Annotated in this window: 21 protein-coding genes; 9 read left to right on the forward strand and 12 right to left on the reverse strand. The window is 61.1% G+C overall.

The features are described from left to right. Positions 1 to 7 precede the first annotated feature (7 nt). From AC0IYN_RS23795 to AC0IYN_RS23845, 11 genes are all read right to left on the reverse strand, one after another. Complete coding sequence (locus tag AC0IYN_RS23795; protein WP_471843538.1) at positions 8 to 1,399, reverse strand: GntP family permease; 1,392 nt, start codon at positions 1,397 to 1,399, stop codon at positions 8 to 10. A gap of 284 nt (positions 1,400 to 1,683) precedes the next feature. After that, positions 1,684 to 3,084: a sigma-54 interaction domain-containing protein gene (locus AC0IYN_RS23800; protein ID WP_406598001.1), complete on the reverse strand. Its 1,401-nt coding sequence runs from the start codon at positions 3,082 to 3,084 to the stop codon at positions 1,684 to 1,686. A gap of 59 nt (positions 3,085 to 3,143) precedes the next feature. Beyond that, positions 3,144 to 4,715 carry an ABC transporter ATP-binding protein gene (locus tag AC0IYN_RS23805; RefSeq protein WP_471843541.1) on the reverse strand — a complete coding sequence of 524 codons (1,572 nt, stop codon included), beginning with the start codon at positions 4,713 to 4,715 and terminating at the stop codon, positions 3,144 to 3,146. Between the two features lie 10 nt (positions 4,716 to 4,725). Further along, a complete protein-coding gene (locus AC0IYN_RS23810) occupies positions 4,726 to 5,748 on the reverse strand; it encodes an ABC transporter permease (RefSeq protein ID WP_471843543.1) in 1,023 nt (340 codons plus the stop codon). Next, positions 5,748 to 6,809 carry a microcin C ABC transporter permease YejB gene (locus AC0IYN_RS23815; RefSeq protein ID WP_016976573.1) on the reverse strand — a complete coding sequence of 354 codons (1,062 nt, stop codon included), beginning with the start codon at positions 6,807 to 6,809 and terminating at the stop codon, positions 5,748 to 5,750. The genes AC0IYN_RS23810 and AC0IYN_RS23815 overlap by 1 nt, the downstream gene beginning before the upstream one ends. Continuing rightward, positions 6,809 to 8,668, reverse strand: a complete 1,860-nt coding sequence (locus AC0IYN_RS23820; protein WP_457266762.1) for an extracellular solute-binding protein — start codon at positions 8,666 to 8,668, stop codon at positions 6,809 to 6,811. Before AC0IYN_RS23820 ends, AC0IYN_RS23815 begins: the two co-directional genes overlap by 1 nt. A 130-nt stretch (positions 8,669 to 8,798) precedes the next feature. Next, on the reverse strand, positions 8,799 to 9,080 hold the full coding sequence (locus AC0IYN_RS23825) for a peptidylprolyl isomerase (protein ID WP_406598004.1): 282 nt from the start codon (positions 9,078 to 9,080) through the stop codon (positions 8,799 to 8,801). Positions 9,081 to 9,168: 88 nt separating this feature from the next. Further along, positions 9,169 to 10,017, reverse strand: coding sequence for a helix-turn-helix domain-containing protein (locus AC0IYN_RS23830; protein ID WP_406598005.1), 849 nt, complete (start codon positions 10,015 to 10,017; stop codon positions 9,169 to 9,171). 65 nt (positions 10,018 to 10,082) lie between these two features. Further along, positions 10,083 to 11,501, reverse strand: a complete 1,419-nt coding sequence (locus AC0IYN_RS23835; RefSeq protein WP_406598006.1) for an aminotransferase — start codon at positions 11,499 to 11,501, stop codon at positions 10,083 to 10,085. Positions 11,502 to 11,526: 25 nt separating this feature from the next. Further along, complete coding sequence (locus tag AC0IYN_RS23840; protein WP_406598007.1) at positions 11,527 to 12,627, reverse strand: polyamine ABC transporter substrate-binding protein; 1,101 nt, start codon at positions 12,625 to 12,627, stop codon at positions 11,527 to 11,529. A gap of 97 nt (positions 12,628 to 12,724) precedes the next feature. Further along, on the reverse strand, positions 12,725 to 13,219 hold the full coding sequence (locus AC0IYN_RS23845; RefSeq protein ID WP_406598008.1) for a DUF1543 domain-containing protein: 495 nt from the start codon (positions 13,217 to 13,219) through the stop codon (positions 12,725 to 12,727). A 106-nt stretch (positions 13,220 to 13,325) separates the two neighbouring features. On the opposite strand from AC0IYN_RS23845, the gene AC0IYN_RS23850 reads away from it, so the two are divergent. Then, entirely contained in the window at positions 13,326 to 14,147 is an 822-nt protein-coding gene (locus tag AC0IYN_RS23850; RefSeq protein WP_406598009.1) for an aldo/keto reductase, read from the forward strand. Positions 14,148 to 14,199: 52 nt separating this feature from the next. Here the strand turns inward: AC0IYN_RS23850 and AC0IYN_RS23855 are convergent, their stop codons facing one another. Further along, positions 14,200 to 14,715: an Hcp family type VI secretion system effector gene (locus AC0IYN_RS23855; RefSeq protein ID WP_078048793.1), complete on the reverse strand. Its 516-nt coding sequence runs from the start codon at positions 14,713 to 14,715 to the stop codon at positions 14,200 to 14,202. A 442-nt stretch (positions 14,716 to 15,157) separates the two neighbouring features. Here AC0IYN_RS23855 and tssA point away from each other — a divergent pair, with 442 nt between their 5' ends. From tssA to AC0IYN_RS23895, 8 genes are read left to right on the forward strand one after another with little or no spacing between them, the layout of a single operon-like run. Further along, complete coding sequence (gene tssA / locus AC0IYN_RS23860) at positions 15,158 to 16,711, forward strand: type VI secretion system protein TssA (protein ID WP_457266763.1); 1,554 nt, start codon at positions 15,158 to 15,160, stop codon at positions 16,709 to 16,711. 32 nt (positions 16,712 to 16,743) lie between these two features. Beyond that, a complete protein-coding gene (tssB, locus tag AC0IYN_RS23865; protein ID WP_078048791.1) occupies positions 16,744 to 17,241 on the forward strand; it encodes a type VI secretion system contractile sheath small subunit in 498 nt (165 codons plus the stop codon). A 28-nt stretch (positions 17,242 to 17,269) separates the two neighbouring features. Continuing rightward, positions 17,270 to 18,745, forward strand: a complete 1,476-nt coding sequence (gene tssC / locus AC0IYN_RS23870; RefSeq protein ID WP_471843550.1) for a type VI secretion system contractile sheath large subunit — start codon at positions 17,270 to 17,272, stop codon at positions 18,743 to 18,745. Positions 18,746 to 18,759: 14 nt separating this feature from the next. Further along, complete coding sequence (tssE, locus tag AC0IYN_RS23875; RefSeq protein ID WP_471843552.1) at positions 18,760 to 19,161, forward strand: type VI secretion system baseplate subunit TssE; 402 nt, start codon at positions 18,760 to 18,762, stop codon at positions 19,159 to 19,161. Next, a complete protein-coding gene (tssF, locus tag AC0IYN_RS23880; RefSeq protein ID WP_471843554.1) occupies positions 19,151 to 20,938 on the forward strand; it encodes a type VI secretion system baseplate subunit TssF in 1,788 nt (595 codons plus the stop codon). The genes tssE and tssF overlap by 11 nt, the downstream gene beginning before the upstream one ends. Next, complete coding sequence (gene tssG, locus AC0IYN_RS23885) at positions 20,902 to 21,909, forward strand: type VI secretion system baseplate subunit TssG (protein ID WP_471843556.1); 1,008 nt, start codon at positions 20,902 to 20,904, stop codon at positions 21,907 to 21,909. The genes tssF and tssG overlap by 37 nt, the downstream gene beginning before the upstream one ends. Before the next feature lie 12 nt (positions 21,910 to 21,921). Continuing rightward, a complete protein-coding gene (locus AC0IYN_RS23890) occupies positions 21,922 to 24,354 on the forward strand; it encodes an AAA family ATPase (protein WP_471843558.1) in 2,433 nt (810 codons plus the stop codon). Next, the gene (locus AC0IYN_RS23895) at positions 24,351 to 25,883 is read left to right on the forward strand and encodes a sigma-54 interaction domain-containing protein (protein WP_471843561.1); all 1,533 of its coding nucleotides are present in this window, start codon (positions 24,351 to 24,353) and stop codon (positions 25,881 to 25,883) included. Before AC0IYN_RS23890 ends, AC0IYN_RS23895 begins: the two co-directional genes overlap by 4 nt. Positions 25,884 to 25,896: the final 13 nt, after the last annotated feature.

The raw sequence follows: 25,896 nt of genomic DNA on the forward strand, positions 1-25,896 counted from the left end.
GAAAACCTCACACAATGCCGGTGGCGTAGAAAGTACCGATCACCACGAACACCGCGAGGGTCTTGATGATCGTGATGCCGAAAATGTCCTTGTAGGCTTCGCGGTGGGTCAGGCCGGTGACCGCCAGCAGCGTGATCACCGCGCCGTTGTGGGGCAGGGTGTCCATGCCGCCGCTGGCCATGGCCGCGACGCGGTGCAGCACTTCAAGGGGGATATTGGCCGCATGGGCCGCCGAAATAAAGCTTTCGGACATCGCCGCCAGGGCGATGCTCATGCCGCCCGACGCAGAACCGGTGATACCGGCCAGCAGGGTCACGGTGATCGCTTCGTTGACCAGCGGGTTGGGGATGCCCTTGAGCCAATCCGCAAGCACCAGAAAGCCTGGCAGCGAGGCGATCACCGCACCAAAGCCGTATTCCGATGCGGTGTTCATCGCCGCCAGCAATGCACCGCTGACCGCGCTCTTGCTGCCTTCAGCGAGCTTGCTCTTGATCGCCGAGAAGCCGAACACCAGCACCACGATAATCCCCACCAGCAATGCCGCCTGCACCGCCCAGATCGCGGTGAGCTTGGCGATTTCAGTGGTCACCGGGGTGCTCATGCCGGGTAGGCTGAGGCTGTGGGTCTTGCCGTACCACTGCGGGATCCAGTGGGTGAACAACAGGTTCATCACGCCCACCAGAATCAGCGGCGACAGCGCGATCCAGGGGTTGGGCAGGGTGAGGTTCTCGGCGGTCTCCGGCTCGTTGCGCAAGTCGGTGCCATAGCCTTCACCGGCACGCTGGGCCTTGTTGCGCTGGCGCGCCAGGTAAAGCATGCCGGTGCAAAACACAAAGATCGTACCGATCAGGCCCAGCCACGGCGCGGCCCAGGCGGTGGTGTTGAAAAAGGTGCTGGGGATGATGTTCTGGATCTGTGGCGTGCCGGGCAAGGCGTCCATGGTGAACGAGAACGCACCCAGGGCGATGGTGGCCGGGATCAGGCGCTTGGGGATATTGCTCTGGCGGAACATCTCCGCCGCGAACGGGTACACCGCAAACACCACCACGAACAGCGACACGCCGCCGTAGGTGAGCAGGGCGCAGACCAGCACGATCACCAGCATCGCCTGGCGGGTGCCGAGCAAGCGAATAGCCGCCGCCACGATCGAGCGCGAAAAGCCCGACAGCTCGATCAGCTTGCCGAACACTGCACCGAGCAGGAACACCGGTAAATACAGTTTGATAAAGCCGACCATCTTCTCCATGAACACCCCGGTAAAGGCAGGGGCGACGGCGGACGGGTCGGTGAGCAACACAGCGCCGAGGGCGGCGATGGGGGCAAACAGGATAACGCTATAGCCACGGTAGGCAGCCAGCATCAGCAGCGCCAGGGCTGCCAGGGCAATGATCACACTCATGGTGTGTCTCCATCGGATTGTTATTTTTGTGGGGCGTAACGGTGGGGAAGGGCTATAGCGAGATATGTGCCATGTTTTCAACGCATTGAAATATAAGAGAATTTCTTAACTTTTATGATGGCGCTGATTCAATTGTCTCGTTATGGAGACGCACCCTTTGTAGGAGCCCGGCTTGCCGGCGATGGCGGTCCCATGATGTGCACAGGGCTGGCGGGCGCTATCGCCGGCAAGCCGGGCTCCTACAGGAGCGTCTTGGTTTCGAGATTTTTGTCTCTATTTGGAGATTAGGCGATGCCCAACGCCACCATTTTCTTGTACAACGTCGACCGCCCGAGCCCCAATCGCTTGGCTGCTTCCACCACATTTCCCTCACAGGCCCGCAACGCCGTGCCGATCACCTGCCGATCAAACCGCTCCCGCGCTGCGCTGAAGCTTTCTCCCTCAACCGCCGCCACCGCGCTGCCACGCTCCACCGGCGTAAAGGTGCCGATTGCTGCGCGGATGGCCGGGGCATTCAACACCAGGTCATCACTGAGCAGCGCCGCCCGCTCCAGCACATTGCGCAGTTCACGGATATTCCCCGGCCACGCATGCTGCGCCAGCAATGCCAGGGCTTCGCGGTCCAGTTCGTGCTGGCTGCGCAGTTCTTCCAGGATCGCCTCGCTCAACGCCGGAATATCGTCCAGTCGCTCCCGCAGCGGCGGCACCTGGATCGGCAGTACGTTCAGCCGGTAATACAGATCGGCACGGAATTCGCCGCGCTTGATCGCCGCTTCCAGGTCCATCGACGTGGCCGCGATCACCCGCACATCGCTGTGCAGCATTTCATTGGAGCCCACCGGCTCGAATTCCTTTTCCTGCAACACCCTCAGCAATTTGCTTTGCAGCGGCAGGGGCATGTCGCCGATTTCATCGAGGAACAACGTGCCGCCCTGGGCAATCTGGAATTTGCCCGGACGGCCCTTGCGGTCGGCGCCGGTAAATGCACCTGGCGCGGTGCCGAAGAACTCGGCTTCCAGCAGGTCAGCGGGAATCGCTGCACTGTTGATACTGACAAACGCCTTGTGCGCACGGCTTGAGGCGCCGTGAATCGCCTGGGCGAGCAATTCCTTGCCGGTACCAGTCTCGCCCAGCAGTAACACCGGCGATTCGGCGCTGGCACTGCGCCGCGCCCGGCGTTTCACTTCGAGGCTGGCGGCGCTGGTGCCGATAAAGTGCGCGAAGTTGTATTTGCTCTGGCGCGAACGCAGCAAGGAGCGCGTCGAGGCCAGCTCCTGCTGCATGCTCAAGTAACGCTCAATCAGCGGCGACAGGTTGCGCAGTTCATCGAACAGCGCAAAACCAATCGCGCCGATCACCGCGCCCGCTTCGTTGTGGATCGGCAAGCGCATCACCACCAGCGGCCCCTTGGGCGTGTCCTGGATATCCAGCAGGATCGGCTGGTCATTGCGCACCACTTGGCGTAACAGGCTGTTGGAAATCACCTGTTCACACGGCTGGCCGATGGCCTCGTCGGCGCTCTTGAGGCCAAAGCGCTTGGCATAGCGCTCGTTCATCCACACGATATTGGCGTCGCGGTCGACAATCACCGTGCCTTCGCTGGACTGCTCGATGATCTCGAACAGCGACTGGATGGCCAGGCCGCGCACCTGCTGATAGTCCTTGAGGTTATCGGTGATGTTCATGTTTAGGCTACCAACACAAATTGGACATGGAATCGCGATCCTTGTGGGAGCGGGCGTGTTTACAAGGGAATATGCGCCGCTGCCAGCAGCTCTTTGGTGTACGGATGTTGCGGTGCATCGAACACCTCATGGCTGGCGCCGCGCTCCACCACCTGGCCGTCCTTGATCACGATCATGTCATGGGCCATGGCGCGCACCACGGCCAGGTCGTGGCTGATAAACAGGTAAGTCAGACCGTACTTGTCTTGCAGCTCGCGCAGCAATGCCACCACTTGTTTCTGTACGGTGCGGTCGAGGGCCGAGGTCGGTTCATCAAGCAGCATCAAAGCCGGCTTGAGTACCAGCGCGCGGGCGATGGCGATGCGTTGGCGCTGGCCACCGGAAAACTCATGGGGGTAGCGGTGCCGGCTGGCGGGGTCGAGCCCCACGTCCTTGAGCACCTGGATCACCTGCGCATCACGCTCGGCCAGGCTGCACGGTGCGTGCACTTCCAGGCCTTCGCTGATGATCTGCTCCACGGTCATGCGCGGGCTGAGGCTGCCGTAGGGGTCCTGGAACACCACCTGCATCTGCTTGCGCCATGGGCGCATCTGCTGGTTATTCAGCGGGTCGAGGGCTTCGCCCTGGAAGCGGATGCTGCCGGTGGAGTCCAGCAGCCGCAGGATCGCCTGGCCCAGGGTGGATTTGCCCGAGCCGGACTCGCCGACAATCCCCAGGGTCTTGCCGCGTTGCACGCTGAGGCTGATGCCGTCTACAGCACGCAGGTAGGTCTTGCGCCGGAACAACCCGCCGCCGAGGGGGAACTGCACGGTCAGGTCGTCCACCTGCAAAACGGTTTCGCGTTCGTCACTGCACAGCGCATCACTGTCCGGTTCCGCATCCAGCAGCAGGCGGCTATACGGGTGTTGCGGCGCATTGAACAGGCTCTGGCAATCGGCCTGCTCGACAATCTCGCCGGCGCGCATCACGCACACGCGCTGGGCGATGCTGCGCACCAGGTTGAGGTCGTGGCTGATCAGCAGCAACGACATGCCCAAGCGTTGTTGCAGGGACTTGAGCAGCAACAGGATCTTGCGCTGCACGGTCACGTCCAGCGCAGTGGTGGGCTCGTCGGCGATCAGCAGCTCCGGCTCGCAGGCCAGGGCCATGGCGATCATCACCCGCTGGCGTTGCCCGCCGGACAGTTGATGAGGATAGGCCTTGAGCCGCTCCTGGGGTTTCTGGATGCCCACCAGGTCAAGCAATTCCAGAATGCGCGCCTGGGCCGCCTTGCCACCGAGGCCCTTGTGCAACAGCAGGGTTTCGCCGATCTGCTTTTCGATGCTGTGCAGCGGGTTGAGCGAGGTCATCGGCTCCTGGAAGATCATGGCAATGCGGTTGCCGCGTAGCTTCTGCAAGGTGGCAGCCGAGGCGCCGACCAGTTCCTGGCCACGGTACTTGATGGAGCCGGTGGTTTCAGTGCCGGCCTCCGGAAGCAATTGCAGGATCGAATGAGCCGTCACCGACTTGCCCGAGCCTGACTCACCCACCAGCGCCAGGCACTCGCCGGGACGCACGTCCAGGCTCAGGTTGCGCACCACGGTCTGGCCGCTGAAGGCGACGCTGAGGTCGCGTATTTCGATCAGGTTCATAGCGGGGCACTCATGAGCGTGGGTCGAAGGCATCACGCAATGCCTCGCCGATAAACACCAACAGCGACAGGATCAGCGCCAGTGTGAAGAACGCCGTCAGGCCCAGCCAGGGCGCTTGCAGGTTCTGCTTGCCCTGGGCGATCAGCTCACCCAGGGACGCGCTGCCGGCGGGCATGCCGAAGCCGAGGAAATCCAGGGCGCTCAGGGTAGAAATCGCCCCGGTCAGGATAAACGGCAGGTAACTCAAGGTGGCCGTCATAGCGTTGGGCAGGATATGCCGGCGAATGATCTTGCCGTCACCCAAACCCAAGGCCCTTGCTGCCTTGACGTATTCCAGGTTGCGTCCGCGCAGGAACTCGGCGCGCACCACGTCCACCAGGGCCAGCCAGGAAAACAGCGCCATGATCCCCAGCAACCACCAGAAATTCGGTTCGACAAAACCCGACAGGATGATCAGCAGGTACAGCACCGGCAGCCCGGACCACACCTCCAGCACGCGCTGGCCAATCAAATCCACCCAGCCGCCGTAATAGCCCTGCAATGCGCCGGCCGCAATACCGATGGCGGCGCTGATCGCGGTGAGTGCCAAGGCAAACAGGATCGACACCCGCGCACCAAAGATCACCCGCGCCAACACATCCCGTGACTGGTCGTCAGTGCCCAGCCAGTTCACCGCCGAGGGCGGGCTGGGGGCAGGGCGGGTCAGTTCGTAGTTGGGCGTGTCGTCGCTGAACGGGATCGGCGGGAACAGCATCCAGCCGCCGTCCTGCTTGATCAGCTTTTGCACGTAGTCACTGCGGTAGTCGGCCTGGAAGGGTAACTGGCCGCCAAACTGTTGCTCGGTGTACCGCTTGAACACCGGGAAATACAGCTCGTTCTTGAAACTCAGCACCAGGGGCTTGTCATTGGCGATCAATTCGCCGCCGAGGGTCAGGATAAACAGGCCGATAAACAGCCACAGCGACCACCAGCCACGCCGGTTTTTCTTGAACCGCTCGAAACGCCGGCGTGCCACGGGAGACAGCTTAAGCATCAGGCGTTCCTCGCGGCGAAGTCGATACGCGGGTCCACCAGGGTGTAGCAGAGGTCACCGATGAGTTTTATCAAGAGGCCGAACAACGTGAAGATAAACAGCGAACCGAATACCACCGGATAATCGCGGGACACCGCAGCCTCGTAGCTCATGCGCCCCAGGCCATCGAGGGAAAAGATCACTTCGATCAGCAGGGAGCCGGCGAAGAACACGGCGATGAACGCCTGGGGAATCCCGGAGATCACCAGCAACATCGCGTTGCGGAACACATGCCCGTAGAGCACACGCCGCTCGCTCAAGCCCTTGGCGCGCGCGGTCACCACGTACTGGCGCGTGATTTCATTGAGGAATGAGTTTTTGGTGAGGATGGTCAGCGTGGCGAACCCGCCGATCACCAACGAGGTCACGGGCAAGACCAGGTGCCAGAAATAATCGGCAATTTTGCCCACGGTACTCAGTTCTTCAAAGTTCTCCGACACCAACCCGCGCACCGGGAACCAGTTCAGCGACGTACCGCCGGCAAACACCACGATCAGGAACATCGCAAACAGGAACGCCGGCATCGCATAGCCGATGACGATCGCGGTGCTGCTCCACACATCGAAGCTGCTGCCATGGCGCACGGCCTTGCGAATCCCCAGGGGGATCGACACCAGGTAGGTGATCAGCGTGGCCCACAGGCCGAGGGAAATGGTCACCGGCATTTTTTCCAGGATCAGGTCGATCACGGTCTTGCCGCGAAAGAAGCTGTTGCCGAAGTCCAGCTGCGCGTAGCTCTTGAGCATCAGCCACAGGCGTTCCGGCGCGGGCTTGTCGAAGCCGTACTGTTTCTCGATGTCGGCGATCAGCTTCGGGTCCAGGCCACGGCTGGCGCGAGAGCCGCCGCTGATGCCTTCGCCGGACGAGCCGCCGACACCGCCGCCGCCGATCCCTTGCAGGTGGGCGATGGCCTGTTCCACCGGGCCGCCAGGGGCGGCCTGCACGATCACGAAATTCACCAGCAGGATGATCACCAGCGTCGGGATGATCAGCAGCAGGCGCCGCACGATATAGGCAAACATCAGCGCGCCCCTCCGCGTTTTTTCAGTTCAGCGTTCATTTGCTCGTTGGTCAGTGGCGTGGGGCTGATTTCCCACCAGGTTTCCAGGGCTTCGTCGTTTTTCGCCTCGATGGCCGGGCGGCCAAAGCGGTTCCACCACGCAGCGGACGTGCCGGGCGGGTAGTAGTTGGGGATCCACAGGTAATTCCATTGCAGCACGCGGTCCAGCGCGTGGGCGTAGGTGAGCATCTGCGCCTGGGTGTCGGCCTTGACCAGGCCCTTGATCAGGCTGTCGACGGCCGGGTCCTTGAGCACCATGTAGTTGTTGGCGCCGGGGTCAAAGGCGGCGGCCGAGCCGAAGTAGTTGTACAGCTCCATGCCCGGCGATGTGGTGACCGGAAAGCCGGTGACGATCATGTCGTAGTCCCGTGCCATTACCCGGTTCACATACTGGGAGGAGTCGATGCGGCGGATATTCAGGGTGATGCCGATCTGCGCCAGGTTGCGTTTGTACGGCAGCAACAGGCGTTCCAGGCCGCTTTGGGCGTTGAGGAAGGTAAATTCCAGCGGCTCGCCCTCGGCGTTCACCAGTTTGTCGCCGTCCGGTTTCCAGCCGGCTTCCTCCAGCAAGGCCAGGGCCTGCAATTGCTTGTCGCGGATCATGCCGCTGCCGTCGGTGACCGGCGCCTTGAATACCTGGGTGAACACTTCGTCCGGCACTTGGCCGCGCAAGGGTTCAAGAATCGCCAGTTCTTCTGGGGTCGGCGGCTGGCTGGCCGCCAGCGGGCTGTTGGAGAAGAAGCTCTGTTGGCGGATGTACATGTTTCGCATCATCTGCCGGTTGGCCCATTCGAAGTCCCACAGCATCGCCAGGGCCTGGCGCACGCGGCGGTCCTTGAACATCGGTTTTTGCACGTTGAACACATAGCCCTGGGCCGGTTGCGGCATCTCCTTGGCCAGGTGCGCGCGTTGCAGGCGACCGTCATCCAGGGCCGGGCCGTTGTAGCCGATGGAATAGCCGGTGGCAGAAAATTCGCGGTTGAAATCGTAGGCGCCGCCACGCAATACCTGGCGGGCCACTTCGGTGTCGCCGAAATACTCCAGGCTCAGGTGATCGAAGTTGTACAGGCCACGGCTGACGGGCAAGTCCTTGCCCCACCAGTTCGGGTCGCGGGTAAAGGTGATGGTGCTGCCGGAGTCGATCTTGCTGACGGTATACGGGCCGCTGCCCAGTGGGGCTTCATAGCCGCCACCGTTGGCGAAGTCGCGGGTCTTCCACCAGTGTTCCGGGAAGACCGGCAGGGTGGCGATGTCCAGGGGCAGGGTGCGGTTTTCGTTGCTGGAGAAATCAAAGCGCACCTGGCGCTCACCTTCGACTTCGACGTGCTTGACGTCGGCGAACAGGGTACGAAAGCGCAGGCTGCCCTGGGTCATCAGCAGGTCGAAGCTGTAGCGTACGTCTTCGGCGGTGATCGGCGTGCCGTCCGCAAAACGTGCCTTGGGATTGAGGAAAAAACGCAGCGACAGGCCGTCATCGGCGCGCTCCATTTTTTCGGCGACCAGGCCGTAGACCGTGTAGGGCTCGTCGAGGGAACGCTGGGCCAGAGGGGCGTAGAGCCAACCGTCGACCTGGGACACGCCGATGCCCTTGTCGATATACGGCAGCACATGGTCGAAGCGCCCGATCTCGATGGCCGAGCGGCGCAGGCTACCGCCCTTGGGGGCGTTGGGGTTGGCGTAGTCGAAATGGGTAAAGCCGGCGGGGTACTTGGCCGGTTCGCCGTACACCGTCAGGTAGGGTTGGGGCGCCGCGATCACGGCGGAACTGGCCAGCAGCAGGGCCAGGGTCGAGCTCAACATGTAGGAAAAAGCCAATCGCATTGTCAGCCTTGAACGCCGTATGAAGAAGAAAATGGATTTGTACGCTAACGGCATCAGCGTCGCCAGTCATCACATGCACAACGGCCCACCAAAAGGCGGGCCGTTGTTTATAGCATCAGCACAGACTGGATCAGTCCTGGCGGCTGGTGACTTCCAGCAGGTGGTAGCCGAACTGGGTTTTCACCGGGCCTTGCACGGTGTTGACCGGGGCGCTGAACACGACGGTGTCGAATTCCTTGACCATCTGGCCTGGACCGAACGCACCCAGGTCACCGCCTTGGCGGCTGGATGGGCAGCTGGAGTTGGCTTTGGCGACTTCTGCGAAATCGGCGCCGCCTTCGATTTGGGCCTTGAGATCGTTGCACTTGTCTTCAGTGGAAACGAGGATGTGGCGGGCGGTGGCTTTGGCCATGGGAAGTAACTCCTTGAATAAAAAAGGTGAGCCTACCGGATTCAGTCGGTTATTTCCTGGCAAAGTTCCGCCGGATGACCCGAGTGGCTCAGGCGCGGGCCATGGCGCCGCTGCGGGTCAGCCATTCGATAAACAGCGCAAACAGCTCGGCCTGGGAACTGATCGCCAGTTTGGTGTACAGGTTCTTGCGGTGCATGCGCACGGTTTCCGGTGAAATACCCAGGACCTGGGCGGTGGATTTCACCGAATGCCCGCGCAGGATCAAGTGCGCGATCTCCCGCTCACGCACCGTGAGCACGCCGCTGCCGAACCCCATGAACGCCGCTTCTATCTGCTGATGCGCTTGGGTCTGGGTGAAGGCGTCGTCGCTGATCACCTTGGCCAGGCCGCCCGTGGTACCGAAACGCCGCAGCAATTCGCGGACCATGGCCTGGGTGGCCTTCTGCACCGCCAACTGTTGCCCGGTGAACTGGCCGGCGCTCAGGCCCTGGAACATGCACAGCGAGATCTTGCTCTGGGGGCAGAGGTCGACAATGTAGTAGCTCTCTTGGGCACCGCCGCTGCGCAAGTAGTAGGTCTTGTAGTACTCGCTGTTGAAGAAGTCGTCCGGGGCAATCTCGGCCAGGGGGTAGAAACCTTCGGCAAGGCCCTTGTCCACCGCGAGGCAGAAGGGGTCGAGCAAGTAGCCACGGGAAAAGTAGCGGTGGATGATTTCATCCTGGTAGGCCCGGGGAATGCCCTGTTGATACAGCAGGTGCGGAGGCAGGCCCTGGCGTTCCAGGCTGATCATCATCGATTCGATGGGGGTGAGGGTGCAGAGGGCAGTGGCCAGGTGTTCAAGGAACGACGCTTCGTCCACATGAATAAGCGCCTGGCCCAGGGCGTGGTGCCAGGCTTCCAGTTGCTGCAGGGTGGGGGCAGGGCTGGCGGTCGTCATGACGGCCAGTCTACCCGGCTGCCTGTGCCCAGGCCACCACGCCGAGACAGGCTCGGCGCTGGCGGTCATCGGCCCTGGTACTCGCCGCTCTCGCGCAACTCGGCCGCTGTGTCGAGGATGCATTCGCGCAAGGTTTCCACCACTTCATCGACCTGGGCGTGGGTGATGATCAAGGGCGGTGACATCACGTTCAGATGCCCGATGGGGCGCACCAGCAAACCCTTGGCCTGGGCGCGCAGGTGGATTTTCTCGCCGATGTTGACGGCGTCCGGCAGCAGGGCCTTGGTGCGTTTGTCGGCGACGAACTCGATGCAGGCCATCAAGCGCTGGCAGCGGATATCGCCCACCAGTGGCAGGTCGGCCAGGGTTTTGAGGCGCTGTTCCAGGTACACGCCGACATCCTCGACATGCGCCAGCAGGTGCTCCCGTTCGATGATCTCGATATTTTTCAGCGCCGCCACGCAGCTCACCGGATGGCCGCTGTAAGTGAACCCGTGGGTGAAGCAGCGACCCTTGCCCGGTTCGCCGATGACTTGCCAGATGCGGTCCGAGAAAATGCACGCCCCCAGGGGCAGGTAGCCGGAGGTCAGGCCCTTGGCGGTGGTGATGATATCGGGCTGCATGCCAAACACCTCTTCGGAGGCGAAGAACGCACCGAGACGTCCGAACGACGTCACCACTTCATCAGCGACATACAGTACGTCGTGGCGCTGGCAGATTTCCCACATGCGCCGGTGGTAGCCCTTGGGCGGAATGATCACGCCGCCCGACCCCATGATCGGCTCCGCAAAGAAAGCCGCCACGTTGTCCGCGCCGAGGGTGAGCACCTTGTCTTCGAACTCGTTCACCAGGAAATCGAGGAAGTCCGCCTCGCTCATCCCCTCTGGCGCCCGGTAGTAGTTGGGGCAGGAGATGTGGTGGAACACGTCGCTCATGAAATCGAATTCCGGCGCGCGGTCGGCCGCCTTGTTGCCGATGGACATCGTCAGGAACGTGCTGCCGTGGTAGGCACTGAAGCGCGAGATGATGTGCTTCTTGGTCGGCTTGCCGCGACTGTTCTGATAGAACTGCACCAGGCGGTAAGCCGTATCGACCGCCGTTGAGCCGCCCGTGGTGAGAAATACGTGGTCCAGATCGCCAGGTGCCAGGCTGGCGAGCTTGGCACAAAGTTCGATGGCGGTGACGTTGGCCATGTCGCAGAAGGGGTTGGAGTACGCCAGTTGGCGCACCTGGTTGGCAATCGCCTCGGCCATTTCTTCACGGCCCAGACCGATATTCGTACACCACATGCCGCCGACAGCGTCCAAGTAGCGGTTGCCGTGGGTGTCGTAGATGTAGGCGCCATCGCCCATGGCGATGTTCAACGAACCCTGTTCACGGTGTTCGTCGAACATATGGAAACCGTGCATGTAGTGGGCTTTGTCGGCAGTGTCCAGCGCGTCGTGGTCGAACTGGGCGAAGAAAGCAGGATTTGGCAGGGTCATGGCATTTACCTTCAATGGCTGGGGGTCACTTGCCGGTCTTGACGGCATTCCAGGTACGGGTGATCAGGCGCACGGCGGCCGGTGGCTGGCTTTTCTGGGTGAACAGCCGCTGCATCGTCACCGGGTCCGGGTAGATCGCGGGGTTGTCACGGACATCGGCGTTGACCAGCGGTTTGGATGCCAGGTTGCTGTTGGCGTAATGGATGGTGTTGCTGACGCCCGCCATGGTCCGGGGTTGCAGGAGGAATTCGATAAACCTGTGGGCATTGGCGACATGGGGCGCATCGGCCGGAATGTAGAAGTTATCGAACCAGATCAACGAACCCTCCTTGGGGATGAAGTAATCCAGCTTGATCTTGGCCCCGGCCTCCGTCGCGCGAGCCTGGGACGTGGCGTAGTCGCCCGACCAGGTGGTGGCCAGGCACAGGTCGCCATTGGCCAGGCCATTGATGAACCCACTGGAGTCGAATTTGCGAATGTAGGGCCGCACGGCCATCAGCACGTCCTGGGCGGCCTTCAAGTCCTTGGGGGCGACGCTGTTGGGGTCCAGGCCGAGGTAGGTCAGGGCCAGGGGAATCATATCGGTGGGCGAGTCCATGAAGGTGATGCCGCAATCGGCAAAACGGGAGATCACCTTTGGATCGAAGATCATCGCCAGGGAGCCGATGGGCGCGTCCGGCATGCGCGCCTTGATCATGTCGACGTTGTAGGTCACGCCATTGCTGCCCCAGGTGTAGGGCGCGGAATAGGTGACGCCGGGGTCGTGGGCCTCCAGGCTTTTGAGCACCAAGGGGTCGAGATTTTTCCAGTCTGGCAACTGCGCCTTATCCAGGGGCTGGAAGACGTTGCCCTTGATCAGCAACGGCACCAGGGAGGCGTTGAGCAGGGCCAGGTCATAGCCGGAGCGCCCGGACAGCAGCTTGCCCTGCACGGTTTCGTAGGAATCGTAGGTGTCATAGATCACCTTGATCCCTGTGGCCTTCTCGAAGTCGGCCAGGGTGGTGTCGCCGATGTAGTCCGCCCAGTTGTAGATGCGCAAGGTGTTGCCTGGGTCGTCGGCGGCCTGGCTCAAGGGGGAGCAAGCAAGCGATACGACGCTGAACAGGGCGATAAGGGCTTTACGCATGGGGACCCACCTTGAGTTGTGCGTGTTGTCAGGCCGAGGGACTGATTGCACTCTCAGGCAGGTGGCGGGCAGGCGCCATACCCCGTTCGGGTAGGGTTCAGGTCAGGACGATGTAGTCGTTTTGCTGGATGATCGGCCGATGGGCGCCCTGCACCAGGTGGACATAGCGACCGTCCACCAGGTCGATGGGCAGGCAGTCGTCGATATCCAGCACGCCATCGGTGTGGGGCTGGGACCAATGGCGCAGCATCCGTTGCTTACCCTTGCTCATGGCCTCCTGTTTGTTGCGCGCCACCACCAGCAGGTAGTGGTGGGCTTCGCCAAAGCTGTTGGCTTCGTAACCGCCAAGGTTGATGAAGTACAGGTGATGGGCGCCGGCGGCAGGTGCCAGCGGGCTGATGTCGACTTTCCAGCCGTCGACGCCATCCACCGCCATCCACGAATCGATATGCACGCCTTTTGGGCTGCCGAACCAGTCGGCGCGCAGTTGCGGGTAGGCCGCTTCCAGCGTGTCCGCCACTGCAAACACCACATCGTGAACTTCAATTTTCGCCCGTGGGTGCTTACCCCCGAGCATGACGACAAACAGCATTGCAGGTTCTTCCTGGCGACTTGGCAGAGGCTAACCATACTTCGATTGAACCCTTTTGTCCGGCCAATGCCACACTGTTAATCCGCGAACTCATCAGGAGGTTGTCATGCGTACCATTGATCTGGCGGGCGTTCCCGTCCCTGTCATCGGCCAGGGAACCTGGCGCATGGGCGAAAACCCCGACCAGCACCGCGCTGAAGTCGCGGCGTTGCAACTGGGCATCGACGAGGGCATGACCCTGATCGATACGGCCGAAATGTACGGTGAGGGCGGTGCCGAAACGGTGGTCGGCGAAGCCATTCGCGGGCGCCGCGACCAAGTGTTCCTGGTGAGCAAGGTCTACCCGCACAACGCCAGCCACAAAGGTGTGCCCCGTGCCTGTGAAGCCAGTCTCCAACGCCTGGGCACGGACTACATCGACCTGTACCTGCTGCACTGGCGCGGCCAGTACCCCCTGGAAGAAACCGTCGAAGCCTTCGAGCGCCTGCGCGAGGCCGGCAAGATCGGACGTTGGGGCGTCTCCAATTTCGATGTCGCCGACCTGCAGGAACTCGCATCCCCGGCCTGCGCCGCCAACCAGGTGCTCTACAACATCGAAGAGCGCGGCATCGAGTTCGACCTGCTGCCCTGGTGGCAACAGCACCACTTGCCCTTGATGGCGTACTGCCCAATCGCCCAAGGCGGCGAACTGTTGTCCAGCCCGACCCTCAAGCAAATCGCCCGCCGTCACGAGGTCACGCCCGCCCAGGTTTCCCTGGCCTGGGTGCTGCGCCAAGACGGCGTAATCGCGATCCCGAAGGCCGTCACCCCCGAGCATGTGCGACTCAACGCTGCCGCCGCCAAGCTGGTGCTGGATGAGCACGACCTCGACGCCATCGATCGCGTGTTTGGCGCACCCAAGCGCAAGCACCCGCTAGCGATGGTCTAGTCGCCTGTCAGGTGAGGCGCCGTCCTTGGCGCCGCACCTGGGTGGGCCCGGTTTAACCCGCTACCGGGCTGCGCCAATCATCCGACCCGGAAGTGCCGGACACTTCATGGGTCCACACGATCTTGCGATAAGTGAAGTACACATCCTCCAGGTGGGTGAAATGGGCGTTGTCCGGGTCCTGGCAGTTGGGCATGCGTGACTGGATGTCCACGATGGTTGCACCCTCCAGTTCGATGGTGAAGTAGTGCTCCTGGGTGCCGGCTGACGAAGTGCGCAGCCATTCCAGCCGGCACTTGACCTCTTCGCCGCTGGTCAATGCGCTGAACAGCAAAGGTGAGGACTTATCGAAGACCTTGCTGATCATCAAGGGCTTGTGGACCCTCTGGCCGGTTGGCTGGCCCGATTGCGGATCGCGCGGAATGATCACCTGATGAGAAAAGCCTTGGACCAGGATCTGGTCTTCATGGCCTTCCTGGTAAATGTTGCCTACCGAGTCCTGGGTAAACGTGCCTGCCGTGATCAAACCTTGTTTTACACCGGTAACGGAGAGATACGCGGGTGTTGGCATGACGGAGTTCCTTGTCTGATTGATGAGGTAGTTCCAACCGAAGCGTTTGTCGGCTGGGTAAGTTGCCTATAACAAGAAGCGTGCCTGAAAGTGTTCGGGCCAAGGAAATAAGGGGTGTGAAATTTTTGGGCTAGTGATTGTTCGTTAGTTGTGAGGGTGTAAGTAGGTTTTATAGGTAAAAGAGTGCGCGTTAGTGCGCATTTATTTGCTCAGGCTATGGGTGCTGTAATTAAAAGAATTTTTATGGGAGTGCTATGAATGGGTGCGCAAGATGCTGCGCACTGCAGGGATTAAGGAGCCTGTAGGAAAAAGATTAAGTAACGCTCCATTGCTTGCTGAATGTTTTAGGCATGGCTAAGGTTCGTGAGCTTCGCAGGAAAACCAGCGAAGTTGAGAGGGATTAGTTGCCTCTGCTTATTTCGTTAGTTGCGCAGGATGCCGCATGTCTTATTCAGGCAAACTTTATGATCATTACCTTGAACTTGCACGTTCGCCTTGCATGCAAACACGTTTTGCAGGCGAAGACGTGCGGTTTTCGAGTGAGTATGAAGTTCTAGAATCTGAGCTTGCCAAGACGCAATCGATGCATGGCAACGGTCAGCCTGACTGGCACAAAGTGCTGGAGACCGGCGAGTTGGTGTTACGCGAGCAGTCCAAGGACCTGAGGGTCGCGGTGTGGCTCACCTGGGCATTGCACCAGCGTGAGTCCTACCCGGGGTTGCTGGCCGGGCTCGGGTTGCTGCGCTACCTCTGCGACCATCATTGGCCGCAGGTCTATCCCGAAAAACTGCGTACCCGTGGGGCGGCCTTCGGTTGGTTGGTCCTGCGCCTTGAACCCCTGTTTACCGAGGGCTTGGCACTCCAGAACCAGCTGCCGTTGTTTCACGCCGTGCATGAGCACCTGGTGCGCCTCGATGAGGTGTGGGCCGAGCACCTTGGGGATGACGCGCCATTGCTGTTGCCGATTCGCAGGCAGTTGGCCCAGCGCCTGGAGCGTGCTGCGCAGGGCGATTCCCCTACGCCAGGGTTGAGCGGCGTCATTGCCCAGGTCAAGCAAGCCACCAGCCAACTGCTCAAGCCCGAGGCCGTGGTGGACAGCGAAAAAGACGCCCATAGGTTACTGCGTACCTTGCAGGAACAGGCCCGTCCATTGTGTGCATGGTGGTTGCGTCAGAACGCCACTGATCTGCGCGCATTGCGCTTGAGTCGAACATTGATGTGGCTGGCACTGACCCGCTACCCGGACGCCAGCAACGAACGCGTCACCGCTCTACGTGGGCCGGCCCCAGACAAGCTCAAGCGGTACCAGGCGCTTTTCGCCCAGGGTCATCACGCCGACCTGGTGCTTGAACTCGAGGCCAGCCTGGCGGGTGCGATGTTCTGGTTCGATGGGCTGCACCTGCTCTGGCAATGCCTTGACGCGTTGCAAGCCGAGCAGGCCAAGACCGAACTGGAAGTGACGTTTGCACTGTTGTTGCAACGCTTGCCGGACTTGCCAGCGTTTTGCTTTCACGACGGCTTACCGTTTGCCGACGCCGCCACTCGCGACTGGATCACGCTGCAAGTGACGCGTCACCTGCAAAACCCTGAGTCGCCCGCGGTGGTCGTGGATGCCGAAGCCGAACCCTGGGAGCTCGCCTTGCAGGCTGCCGCGCCTCGCCTTCGAAAAGACGGGCTCAAGGCTGCTATTCAAGGTCTCAAACCCGGCATGCAAGCCGCGCACAGTGATCGCGCACGCTTTTATTGGCGGTTGGCCCAGGCGCGCCTGTGTATCAACGCGGGCAAGCATGAGCTGGCGAAGATCCAGCTCGAACACCTGGACCTCGAACTGCAACGTACCGGCCTGGAGCGTTGGGAGCCGGAGCTGGCGCTTCACGTGATGCAGCTTCTGTACCGCTGCTGCGACCTCCTGCCGCAAGACCACGCCGTGCGCGAGCGCAAGGAAGACACCCACCGCAGGCTGTGCCTCTTCGATCTGGAAGCGGTACTTGAATAGGCTTTCGAGCCACTTGAAAAAGGAGAGACACCATGGCCAAAGAAGGTTCGGTAGCCCCCAAGGAACGTATCAACATCACCTTCAAACCCGCCACCGGCGGGGCGCAGGAAGACGTTGAGCTGCCGTTGAAACTGTTGGTGCTGGGGGATTTCACCCAGCGTGAGGATGCACGCAAGCTTGAAGACCGCAAGCCCATCGCGATCGATAAGAACACCCTCGATGACGTGCTGGCCAAGCAGGCATTGAGCCTGACGCTGAACGTACCCAACCGTTTGCAGGAAGAGGCGGACGTAGAGGAGCTGGCGATTCAGCTGCGTATTAATTCCATGAAGGATTTCAACCCCGCGAACCTGGTTGAGCAGGTTCCCGAGTTACACAAACTCATGGCCCTGCGCGAAGCACTGATGGCGCTCAAAGGGCCCTTGGGAAACACGCCGAGCTTTCGCAAGGCAATCGAACAGGCCCTGGCAGATGACGATTCCCGCGCCAGGGTCCTGGCGGAGCTGGGGCTGGACACTCCCGTCGCCTGACATTCTTCAGTAAAAGGACACTGACCGCATGACCACACAACAACACTCGCTGCCGGCACAAACCGCTGAACACCACAGCATTCTCGACACCATCGTTGCCCAGACCCTGCTGAACGTGGACGACGAGGCGTATGGCATTGCCAAGCGAGGCGTCTCGGCGTTTATCGAAGAATTGATCAAGCCGCAGAACCAGGGCGAGCCGGTCAAGAAGCGTCTGGTCGACCGGATGATCGCCGAGATCGATACGAAACTGAGCCTGCAGATGGACGAGATCCTGCACCACCCGGACTTCCAGGCTCTGGAAGCGTCCTGGAAGGGGCTGCAGTTGTTGGTTGACCGCACCAACTTCCGCGAAAACATCAAGATTGAGCTGCTGAACGTCTCACGCCAAGACTTGCTGGACGACTTTGAAGACTCACCGGAAGTGACCCAGTCCGGGTTGTACAAACACATTTACGGCGCTGAATACGGCCAGTTTGGTGGCCAGCCCGTCGGCGCGATCATCGCCAATTACTTCCTGTCCCCCAGTGCGCCTGACGTGAAGCTGATGCAGTACGCGTCCAGCGTGGCCTGCATGGCACATGCGCCGTTTATTGCCGCTGCGGGGCCGGCGTTCTTCGGGTTGGAAAGCTTCACCGGCCTGCCGGACCTCAAGGATCTGAAGGACCATTTCGAAGGCCCGCAATTTGCCAAGTGGCAAAGTTTTCGCCAGAGCGAAGACGCACGCTACATCGGGCTGACGGTGCCGCGTTTCTTGCTTCGTACGCCCTATGATCCCCTTGAATGTCCGGTGAAGACCTTCGCCTACCAGGAAAACGTGGTCAACAGCCACGAGTACTACCTGTGGGGCAATACGGCCTATGCGTTTGCCACGCGCTTGACCGACAGTTTCGCGCGGTTCCGTTGGTGCCCGAATATCATCGGCCCGCAAAGCGGTGGGGCGGTAGAAGACTTGCCGTTGCATCACTTCCAGAGCATGGGGGAGATCGAAACCAAGATACCGACTGAAGTACTGGTCTCCGACCGCCGCGAGTACGAGCTTGCGCAAGAGGGCTTCATCGCCTTGACGATGCGCAAGGGCAGTGACAATGCCGCGTTCTTCTCCGCCAGCTCGGTTCAAAAGCCGAAATATTTCGGCATCAGTCCAGAGGGTAAGGAAGCCGAGCTGAATTACCGCCTGGGTACGCAGTTGCCCTACATGATGGTGGTCAATCGCCTGGCCCACTACCTCAAGGTGCTTCAGCGTGAACAACTGGGTTCGTGGAAGGAGCGCACCGATCTGGAGTTGGAGCTCAATAAATGGATTCGCCAGTACGTCGCCGACCAGGACAACCCCAGTGCCGAAGTCCGTGGGCGACGGCCCCTGCGCGCAGCCCGCATTGTGGTCAGTGACGTCGAAGGCGAGCCCGGCTGGTACCGCGTCAACCTGAGCGTGCGACCGCATTTCAAATACATGGGGGCTGACTTCACGCTGTCCCTGGTTGGCAAGCTCGATAAAGAATGAGCAGAGCCCAGGGAATGACCTACCACCGAAGCCTTTTCGAGCGACTCGAACGCCCGGCAGCCAACCCCGACTCTGGCGTGACCTCTGTCGCCATCCATCTGGGGAAAATGCTCAGCATCCGTGCGGGCAGTGCGCAGACATTGCCGGACTACGGCTTGCCCGACCTCAATGACATGAGCCAGAGCCTGCATGAATCGTTGAGTCAGTCGCGCCTATTGATCGAGCGATTCATCCGGGCTTACGAGCCGCGTTTGAAGGACGTGCGGGTCAGGTCATTGCCTCGGGACCATGACGCTTTGGCCCTGGCGTTCGCTATTGAGGCGACGCTGGTGGTCAAGGGTTCCCGGCAGCCCGTGGTGTTTACCGCACGCCTGAGTGATGGCGGCCGGGTCGAGGTATTGCCGGATGTCGTTTAACCGTTTTTACCAAAGCGAGCTCAGTGCCTTGCGGCAGCTCGGGCGACGGTTCAGCGAGCGCAACCCGGCGCTCGCGCCTTTTCTTGCAGAGTCTGGCCAGGACCCGGACGTCGAGCGATTGCTGGAGGGCTTTGCGTTTCTCACCGGTCGCTTGCGTCAGAAACTGGATGACGAGCTTCCAGAGCTGACGCATTCGTTGATGCATTTGCTCTGGCCCAACTACATGCGCCCGGTCCCTGCGTTCAGCATCCTGCAATTTGATCCGCTCAAACACTCAGGCCCAGGTGTGTGGGTCGCGCGGGACACAACGGTTGAAAGCACCTCGGTCAATGAAGAACGCTGCCGCTTTCGTACCTGCTACGACACGCAGGTCCTGCCGCTGCAACTGAGTGCGCTGGAGCACATTGCCCAGGGCGAGCGGGCGGTATTGAGCCTGCGCCTGGGCATGAGCGCCGAAGGCAATTTCAGCGAGTGGACCTTTGATCAACTGCGCCTGCATCTGGCGGGAGATCGCTATATCAGCCAGGCGCTGTACCTGAGCCTGTTGCGTCAACTTGAAAGCATCGAGGTGCTGCCTTTCGGCGACGATGGCCTGCCAGTGACTGGGGAGGACGGGCAGGCACTGTCATTCCGGCTGGGTGCCGATCAGGTGCAGCCTGTGGGGTTCAGTGAGGAGCAAGCCTTGATCCCGTATCCGCAGAATACCTTTCGCGGGTATCGACACCTGCAGGAATACTTCGCCTTTCCCGACAAATACCTGTTTGTCGACGTGGGGGGCTTGGACGTACTGCGTCGATTGCCTGGCGAGTTGCTCAAGCAGGTGCAGGGTGTGGTGTTGCGTTTTGAACTGCGCTGCTCGTGGCGTGAGTCCCAGAAGCCTACCCTGGAAAACGTGAAGCTGTACTGCACACCCATCGTCAACCTGTTCAAGCATGATGCAGTGCCGATTCGCCTGGATGGCAAGCAGGATGAGTACCTGCTGATTCCTGGCGAATACTCACGGGAGAATGCGTGTGTCTTTTCCGTAGACCGCGTCACCGGTTGGCAGCCTGGAGGGCTTGGGTACCAGGCCTACGTGCCGATCGAGTCCTTCGAGCATGACGGCGATACCCACCTGTCCGGACGGGTTCCAAGCTACAGCATTCGCCAGCGGCCTTCGGCACAGCATGCCGGGCTCGATACCTGGCTAGGGTTCGGCAGCGGGCTGGTGCTGGACCAGCAAACAGTGTCGATCGAGTTGACGTGCACCAATCACAACCTGCCGCGCCAGTTGCAGGTAGGCGACATCAACCAGCCTGGCGAACAGATGCCCGAGGGGTTGTCGTTCCGCAATATCTGCGCACCGACTGCCAGCTTCTCCGCCCCCCTGGACCAGGACTTTCTGTGGCGACTGATCAGCAACATGTCGCTCAACTACCTGTCACTGAGTGACATCAATGCCTTGCGGGTAGTCCTCGAAACCTACGACGTGCCGCGCTACCACGATCGGCAAGCCCAGAAGGTCAGCGCAAGGCGGTTGGGCGCGATGCGATCGGTCAGTCACGCAGCTGTCGATCGGCTGCACCGTGGCGTGCCGTTTCGCGGCGTGCGCATCGACTTGGTCATCGACCCACAGGGCTTTCTGGGGCAGGGCGAAGTGTTTGTGTTTGCGTCAGTGCTTAACGAATTCTTTGCGCTTTACGCCAGCCTCAACGCCTTTCACGAACTGAGAGTCACCAGCACACAAGGAGACGTGTACCTATGGCCACCACGGATGGGGCTGCAACCCCTGCTTTGACGCAACTGTGCCGAGGCATTCGCGAATACACGCTGTTCCAGGCGGTTTTGCAGGTGATCAAGCGCCTGCGTGATGCCCATCCGCTGCTGGATGACGACGCGCTGTACGACCTGTTGGAATTTCAAGCCAACCCGGGCCTTGGTTTTCCCGGACACGATATTGATCGGGTGGAGTTTTTCATTGAGCACGATCAATTGCGTGCGCGTTTGCGCCTGAACGTGTTGGGCCTGTGTGGCGCGGGGTCGCCCTTGCCGGCATTTTATTCTGAGCAGGCGTGTGCCGACGGGGCTGCTGGCAAGGCGACCCGCGACTTCCTTGACGTGTTTCACCACCGTCTGCAACGGCTGATGCTGCCGATCTGGCGCAAGTATCGCTATCGGACGTGTTTCCAGGCAGACGCCAGGGATTCTTTTTCCGAGCAGATGTTTGCATTGGTCGGGTTGAGAGGGCAGCAGATTCGCAGTGCTGCGCCATTGAACTGCACACGGCTGCTGCCCTACCTGGGGCTGCTCAGCCTGCGGGCGCACTCGGCCGCCTTGATCGAGACGGTGCTGCGTTACTACTTCAAGCACAACCGCTTGTTCATCGAGCAGTGGGTCCAGCGCCGGGTGGTCATCGCTGCGTCACAGCGAAATCGCCTCGGTGCGGCGAACAGCATGCTTGGCCACGACCACGTGCTGGGGAGCCGGGTAGTCGATCGCAGCGGCAAGTTCAGGGTGCATCTGCAAGGCCTGGGCTGGCAGCAGTTCCATGGTTTTCTGCCCACTGGCGCTGATTACCCGCTGCTGTGCTCATTGGTGCGGCTGACAGTGCGTGACCCCTTGGAATATGACCTGCGGCTTGTAATGGCGAAGGCTGAAATCAGGCCGTTGCACCTGGGTGAAAACAACGTATGCCGCCTCGGCTGGACCAGTTGGCTGGCGCATGAATGCGCCGACGGTGTGGTCATTGTGCCGGGCACCGCTCACTAGGGATGAATCATTATGATGAATGTGGACCTGCAACAACTTATCCAGACATTGACCCTTCCGACCCGTCGAGACCTGGAGCGTGCAGCCGAACGGTGCGTCACGCGCGGCGGCAGGGAAGTGCTTGTAGAGGACCTGTTGCTGACCCTGCTGGAACATCACGACGGCCTGTTGATGCGTGCCTTGGCGGATGCGGACATCGAGGTCGGCGACTTGCAAGCAGCGCTGCAACCGAAAGGCGAGGCGAGCGCATCGCGCAATCCGGTGTTTGCCCCGGCGCTCGTGCAATGGTTGCAACAGGCATTGATGGTTGCCCATCTGGAGCTGCGACGGACTGACGTCGATCACGCAGCGTTGCTGCTGGCGCTGTTGCGTCACCCGCTGCAATACGCAGGCAGTGCCTATCAGCGGTTGTTGAACCGTTTGGATGCCACGCGTGTGCTCGGGTTTGCATTGAGCCAGGCGCCCGAAACGACGCCTGCGCCGAGCAGTGAGTCCTTGCTGGGGCGCTTCACCCATGACCTGACACGCCAGGCTCGCGAAGGTCATATCGACCCGGTGTTGTGCCGTGACGCCGAGATCGGTCAGTTGATAGACATACTCATGCGTCGGCGCAAGAACAATCCGATCCTTGTCGGTGAAGCCGGTGTGGGCAAGACGGCCGTTGTCGAAGGTCTCGCGCTGCGTGTCGCCGCCGCACAGGTGCCGGGCGCGCTCAAGGACGTGCGGGTGTTGACCCTGGACATGGGGTTGCTCCAGGCCGGGGCGAGTATCAAGGGCGAGTTCGAGCGGCGCCTCAAGGGGGTCATCGACGAGGTCAATGCCTCGGCAAAACCAGTGATCCTGTTCATTGACGAGGCGCATACGCTGGTGGGAGCTGGCGCCCAGGCCGGTGCGTCGGATGCCGCCAATCTGCTCAAGCCGGCCCTGGCCCGTGGTGAGCTGCGCACCATCGCCGCGACCACCTGGACGGAATACAAGAAATACGTCGAGAAAGATCCGGCGTTGGCGCGGCGTTTTCAACCTGTGCGGGTTGGGGAACCGAGTGTCGACCAGGCGATTTCGATCCTGCGCGGGTTGGTTCCGGTGTATGAGCGCAGCCACGGTGTTTACGTGCGCGACGATGCTGTCGTCGCAGCGGCGCAGATGAGCGCCCGCTACCTGGCCGGGCGGCAGTTACCCGACAAGGCGGTGGATGTGCTCGACACCGCCTGCGCTCGTTTGCGTACCCGTCGGGAGACACCGCCCGATGCACTGCAACACCTGAACGCCGAGCTGGCCGAAGGTGCGCGGCAACAGCAGGCATTGACGCGTGATCGGGACGCCGGGCTCTGTGTGGACGAACAGGCCTTGCACGCGCTGAGCCTGCGCATGCACGCCGCGAACGACGAGCGTCAACACCTGGAGCAAGGCTGGCGAGACCAGCAGGCATTGGCGCCGCAGGTGTGCCCGCGCCTGGTGGCCCAGGTCATCAGTGCCTGGACCGGTATCCCGGTTGAGCAACTGGCATTCGAGCACAGTGCACGGGTACTGGGCTTTGCCGATGCGTTGCGTTTGCGCGTTCGTGGCCAGGAGCAAGCGATACAGGCCCTGGACCGCAACCAGCGGGCCGTCGCTGCCGGGCTCAATAAGGCCGACGCACCGGTGGGTGTCTTCTTGCTGGCAGGCCCGAGTGGGGTGGGCAAGACCGAGACTGCGCTGGCGCTTGGCGACTTGCTGTACGGTGGTGAGCGTTTTGTCACCACGCTCAACATGTCCGAATTCCAGGAAAAACATTCGCTGTCGCGGTTGATTGGCGCGCCACCCGGTTATGTCGGTTTCGGCGAGGGCGGCAGGCTGACCGAGGCCGTACGCCAACGCCCGTATTCGGTGGTGCTGCTCGATGAGGTCGAGAAGGCGGACCCCGAAGTGCTGAACCTGTTCTATCAGATTTTCGACAAGGGCTTGGCCAATGACGGGGAGGGGCGGGAGATCGACTTTCGCAACACCCTGATCCTGATGACATCCAATTTGGGCAGTGAGTGCATCGGCCAGTTATGCGCAGGCGGCCAGCGGCCAGATGTGCAGGTATTGCAAGAAGCGATTCGCCCGCTGCTGCGCGACCACTTCAAGCCTGCGTTGCTGGCTCGGATGCACGTGGTGCCGTATTACCCGATCTCGGACGAAATCCTGCATGACCTGGCAAGGCTCAAGCTCGAAAGCCTGGGACAACGCTTGCACCTGCGCAAGCTTGCCTTCAGCTATACACCGGAGCTGGTCGCACACATGGCCGAGCGGTGCACCCACGCTGACAGCGGTGCCCGTTACATTGACCAATGGATTGAGCGCCATCTCTTGCCACAGGTGGTGGATCGACTGCTGGAAGCCATGGCCCAAGGCGAAACGCTGTCACAGGTGCATGCTCGCCTGGACAGTGAGGGCTATCCCCTTTGTGAGTTCAGCCAATGAGGGATACCGCGCTTGCCCCGATCGTCCAGCCCCACGCCAACGCCGACCAACTGCTCGCCTGGTTCATCCGCCTGGGCATCGACGGCGAAGAAACCACGTTGCCCGGCCTATGTGTCTCGGCAGTGGCGCAATTGAGCCAATGCGAACTCAGCCAGTTGTACTGGCGCAATGAAGCTACCGGTCGGCTTGAGCTGATTGCCGAGCATTTGCCCGGCGTGCAGCCCGCGATCAATGAGGCCTGCACCAAAGACTTTCAGCATGAACAGGTGTTGAATCATGTGCTCAATCACCGAGTGGCATTCAGCCTGGAAGATCTCACCGGCAGCGTATTCGACTGCGGCTTCCTGCCTGCGCTGGCGTCACCTTGGCGAGCGTTGTCATGCGTCCCGTTGTTCAATCGGGGCAAGTCCATCATCGGTGTGTTGCTGTGTGCCAGCCAGCGTCCGCAAAATTTGCAGGATTGCAGCGACGCCTTAAGCCAACTGGGCAGCTTTGCCCTGATTCAACTAGCGTTGCAGCGGCGCAAGCGTTTCGAAGGCTGTTTGAGTCCACCGCGTGACTGCATGCCGCCACCCCGTGCAGCGTTGGGTCTGATCGGCAGCAGCACCGCGATGGACGAAACGTATCGGCTGATCGGCAAGGTTCTGCATGCGCCCTATACCGTGCTACTGCGCGGCGAAACCGGCACCGGCAAGGAGGTGGTGGCGCGCGCGATCCACGCTGCCGGCCCCCGCAACCGCAAGGCGTTCGTGGTGCAAAACTGCGCGGCGTTTCCCGAAGGGCTGCTGGAGAGTGAGCTGTTCGGCTATCGCAAGGGGGCATTCACGGGGGCTGAGCGCAATCACACCGGGCTGTTCGACACGGCTGACGGCGGCACGCTGCTGCTGGACGAAATCGGTGATATGCCGCTGTCACTGCAGGCCAAGTTATTGCGGGTCCTGCAAGAGGGCGAAGTTCGCCCGTTGGGCGCCACTGCGGCACATAAGGTCGATGTGCGCATCATCGCAGCCACCCACCGAGACCTCGCGGCGATGGTCGCCCAAGGCAGTTTTCGCGAAGACCTTTACTACCGGCTGGCACAGTTTCCCATCGAGCTGCCACCCTTGCGTGAACGCGAAGGCGATGTGTTGCTGTTGGCCCGTGAATTCGCGCAAAACGCGTCTATCGCGCTTGGGCATGCGCCGGTGATGTGGTCCAACGCCGCCCTTGATCAACTCTCGAGCCATGCGTTCCCCGGCAATGTCCGTGAACTCAAATGCCTGGTGGAACGCGCGGTGCTGCTCTGTGATGACGGCGTGATTCTGCCGGCGCACTTGTCCTTGTCGGTACCCCCTGCCAATGAGCCCGTCGATGCGACGTTGCGCCAGCGCCTTGAACGGGTCGAGCGGGTGTTCCTGATCGATTGCCTGCACAAGAACCGTGGCAATCGCACGCGCACGGCACGTGAGTTGGGCGTCGCACGGCGCACGCTGCTCTACCGTCTGGCACGCCTGAAGATCCCGATTGGAGATGCCCGTGAGGAGTGCTGAGTGGGGAACATAT

The sequence above is a fragment of the Pseudomonas sp. AC112 genome (genome assembly GCF_979253545.1).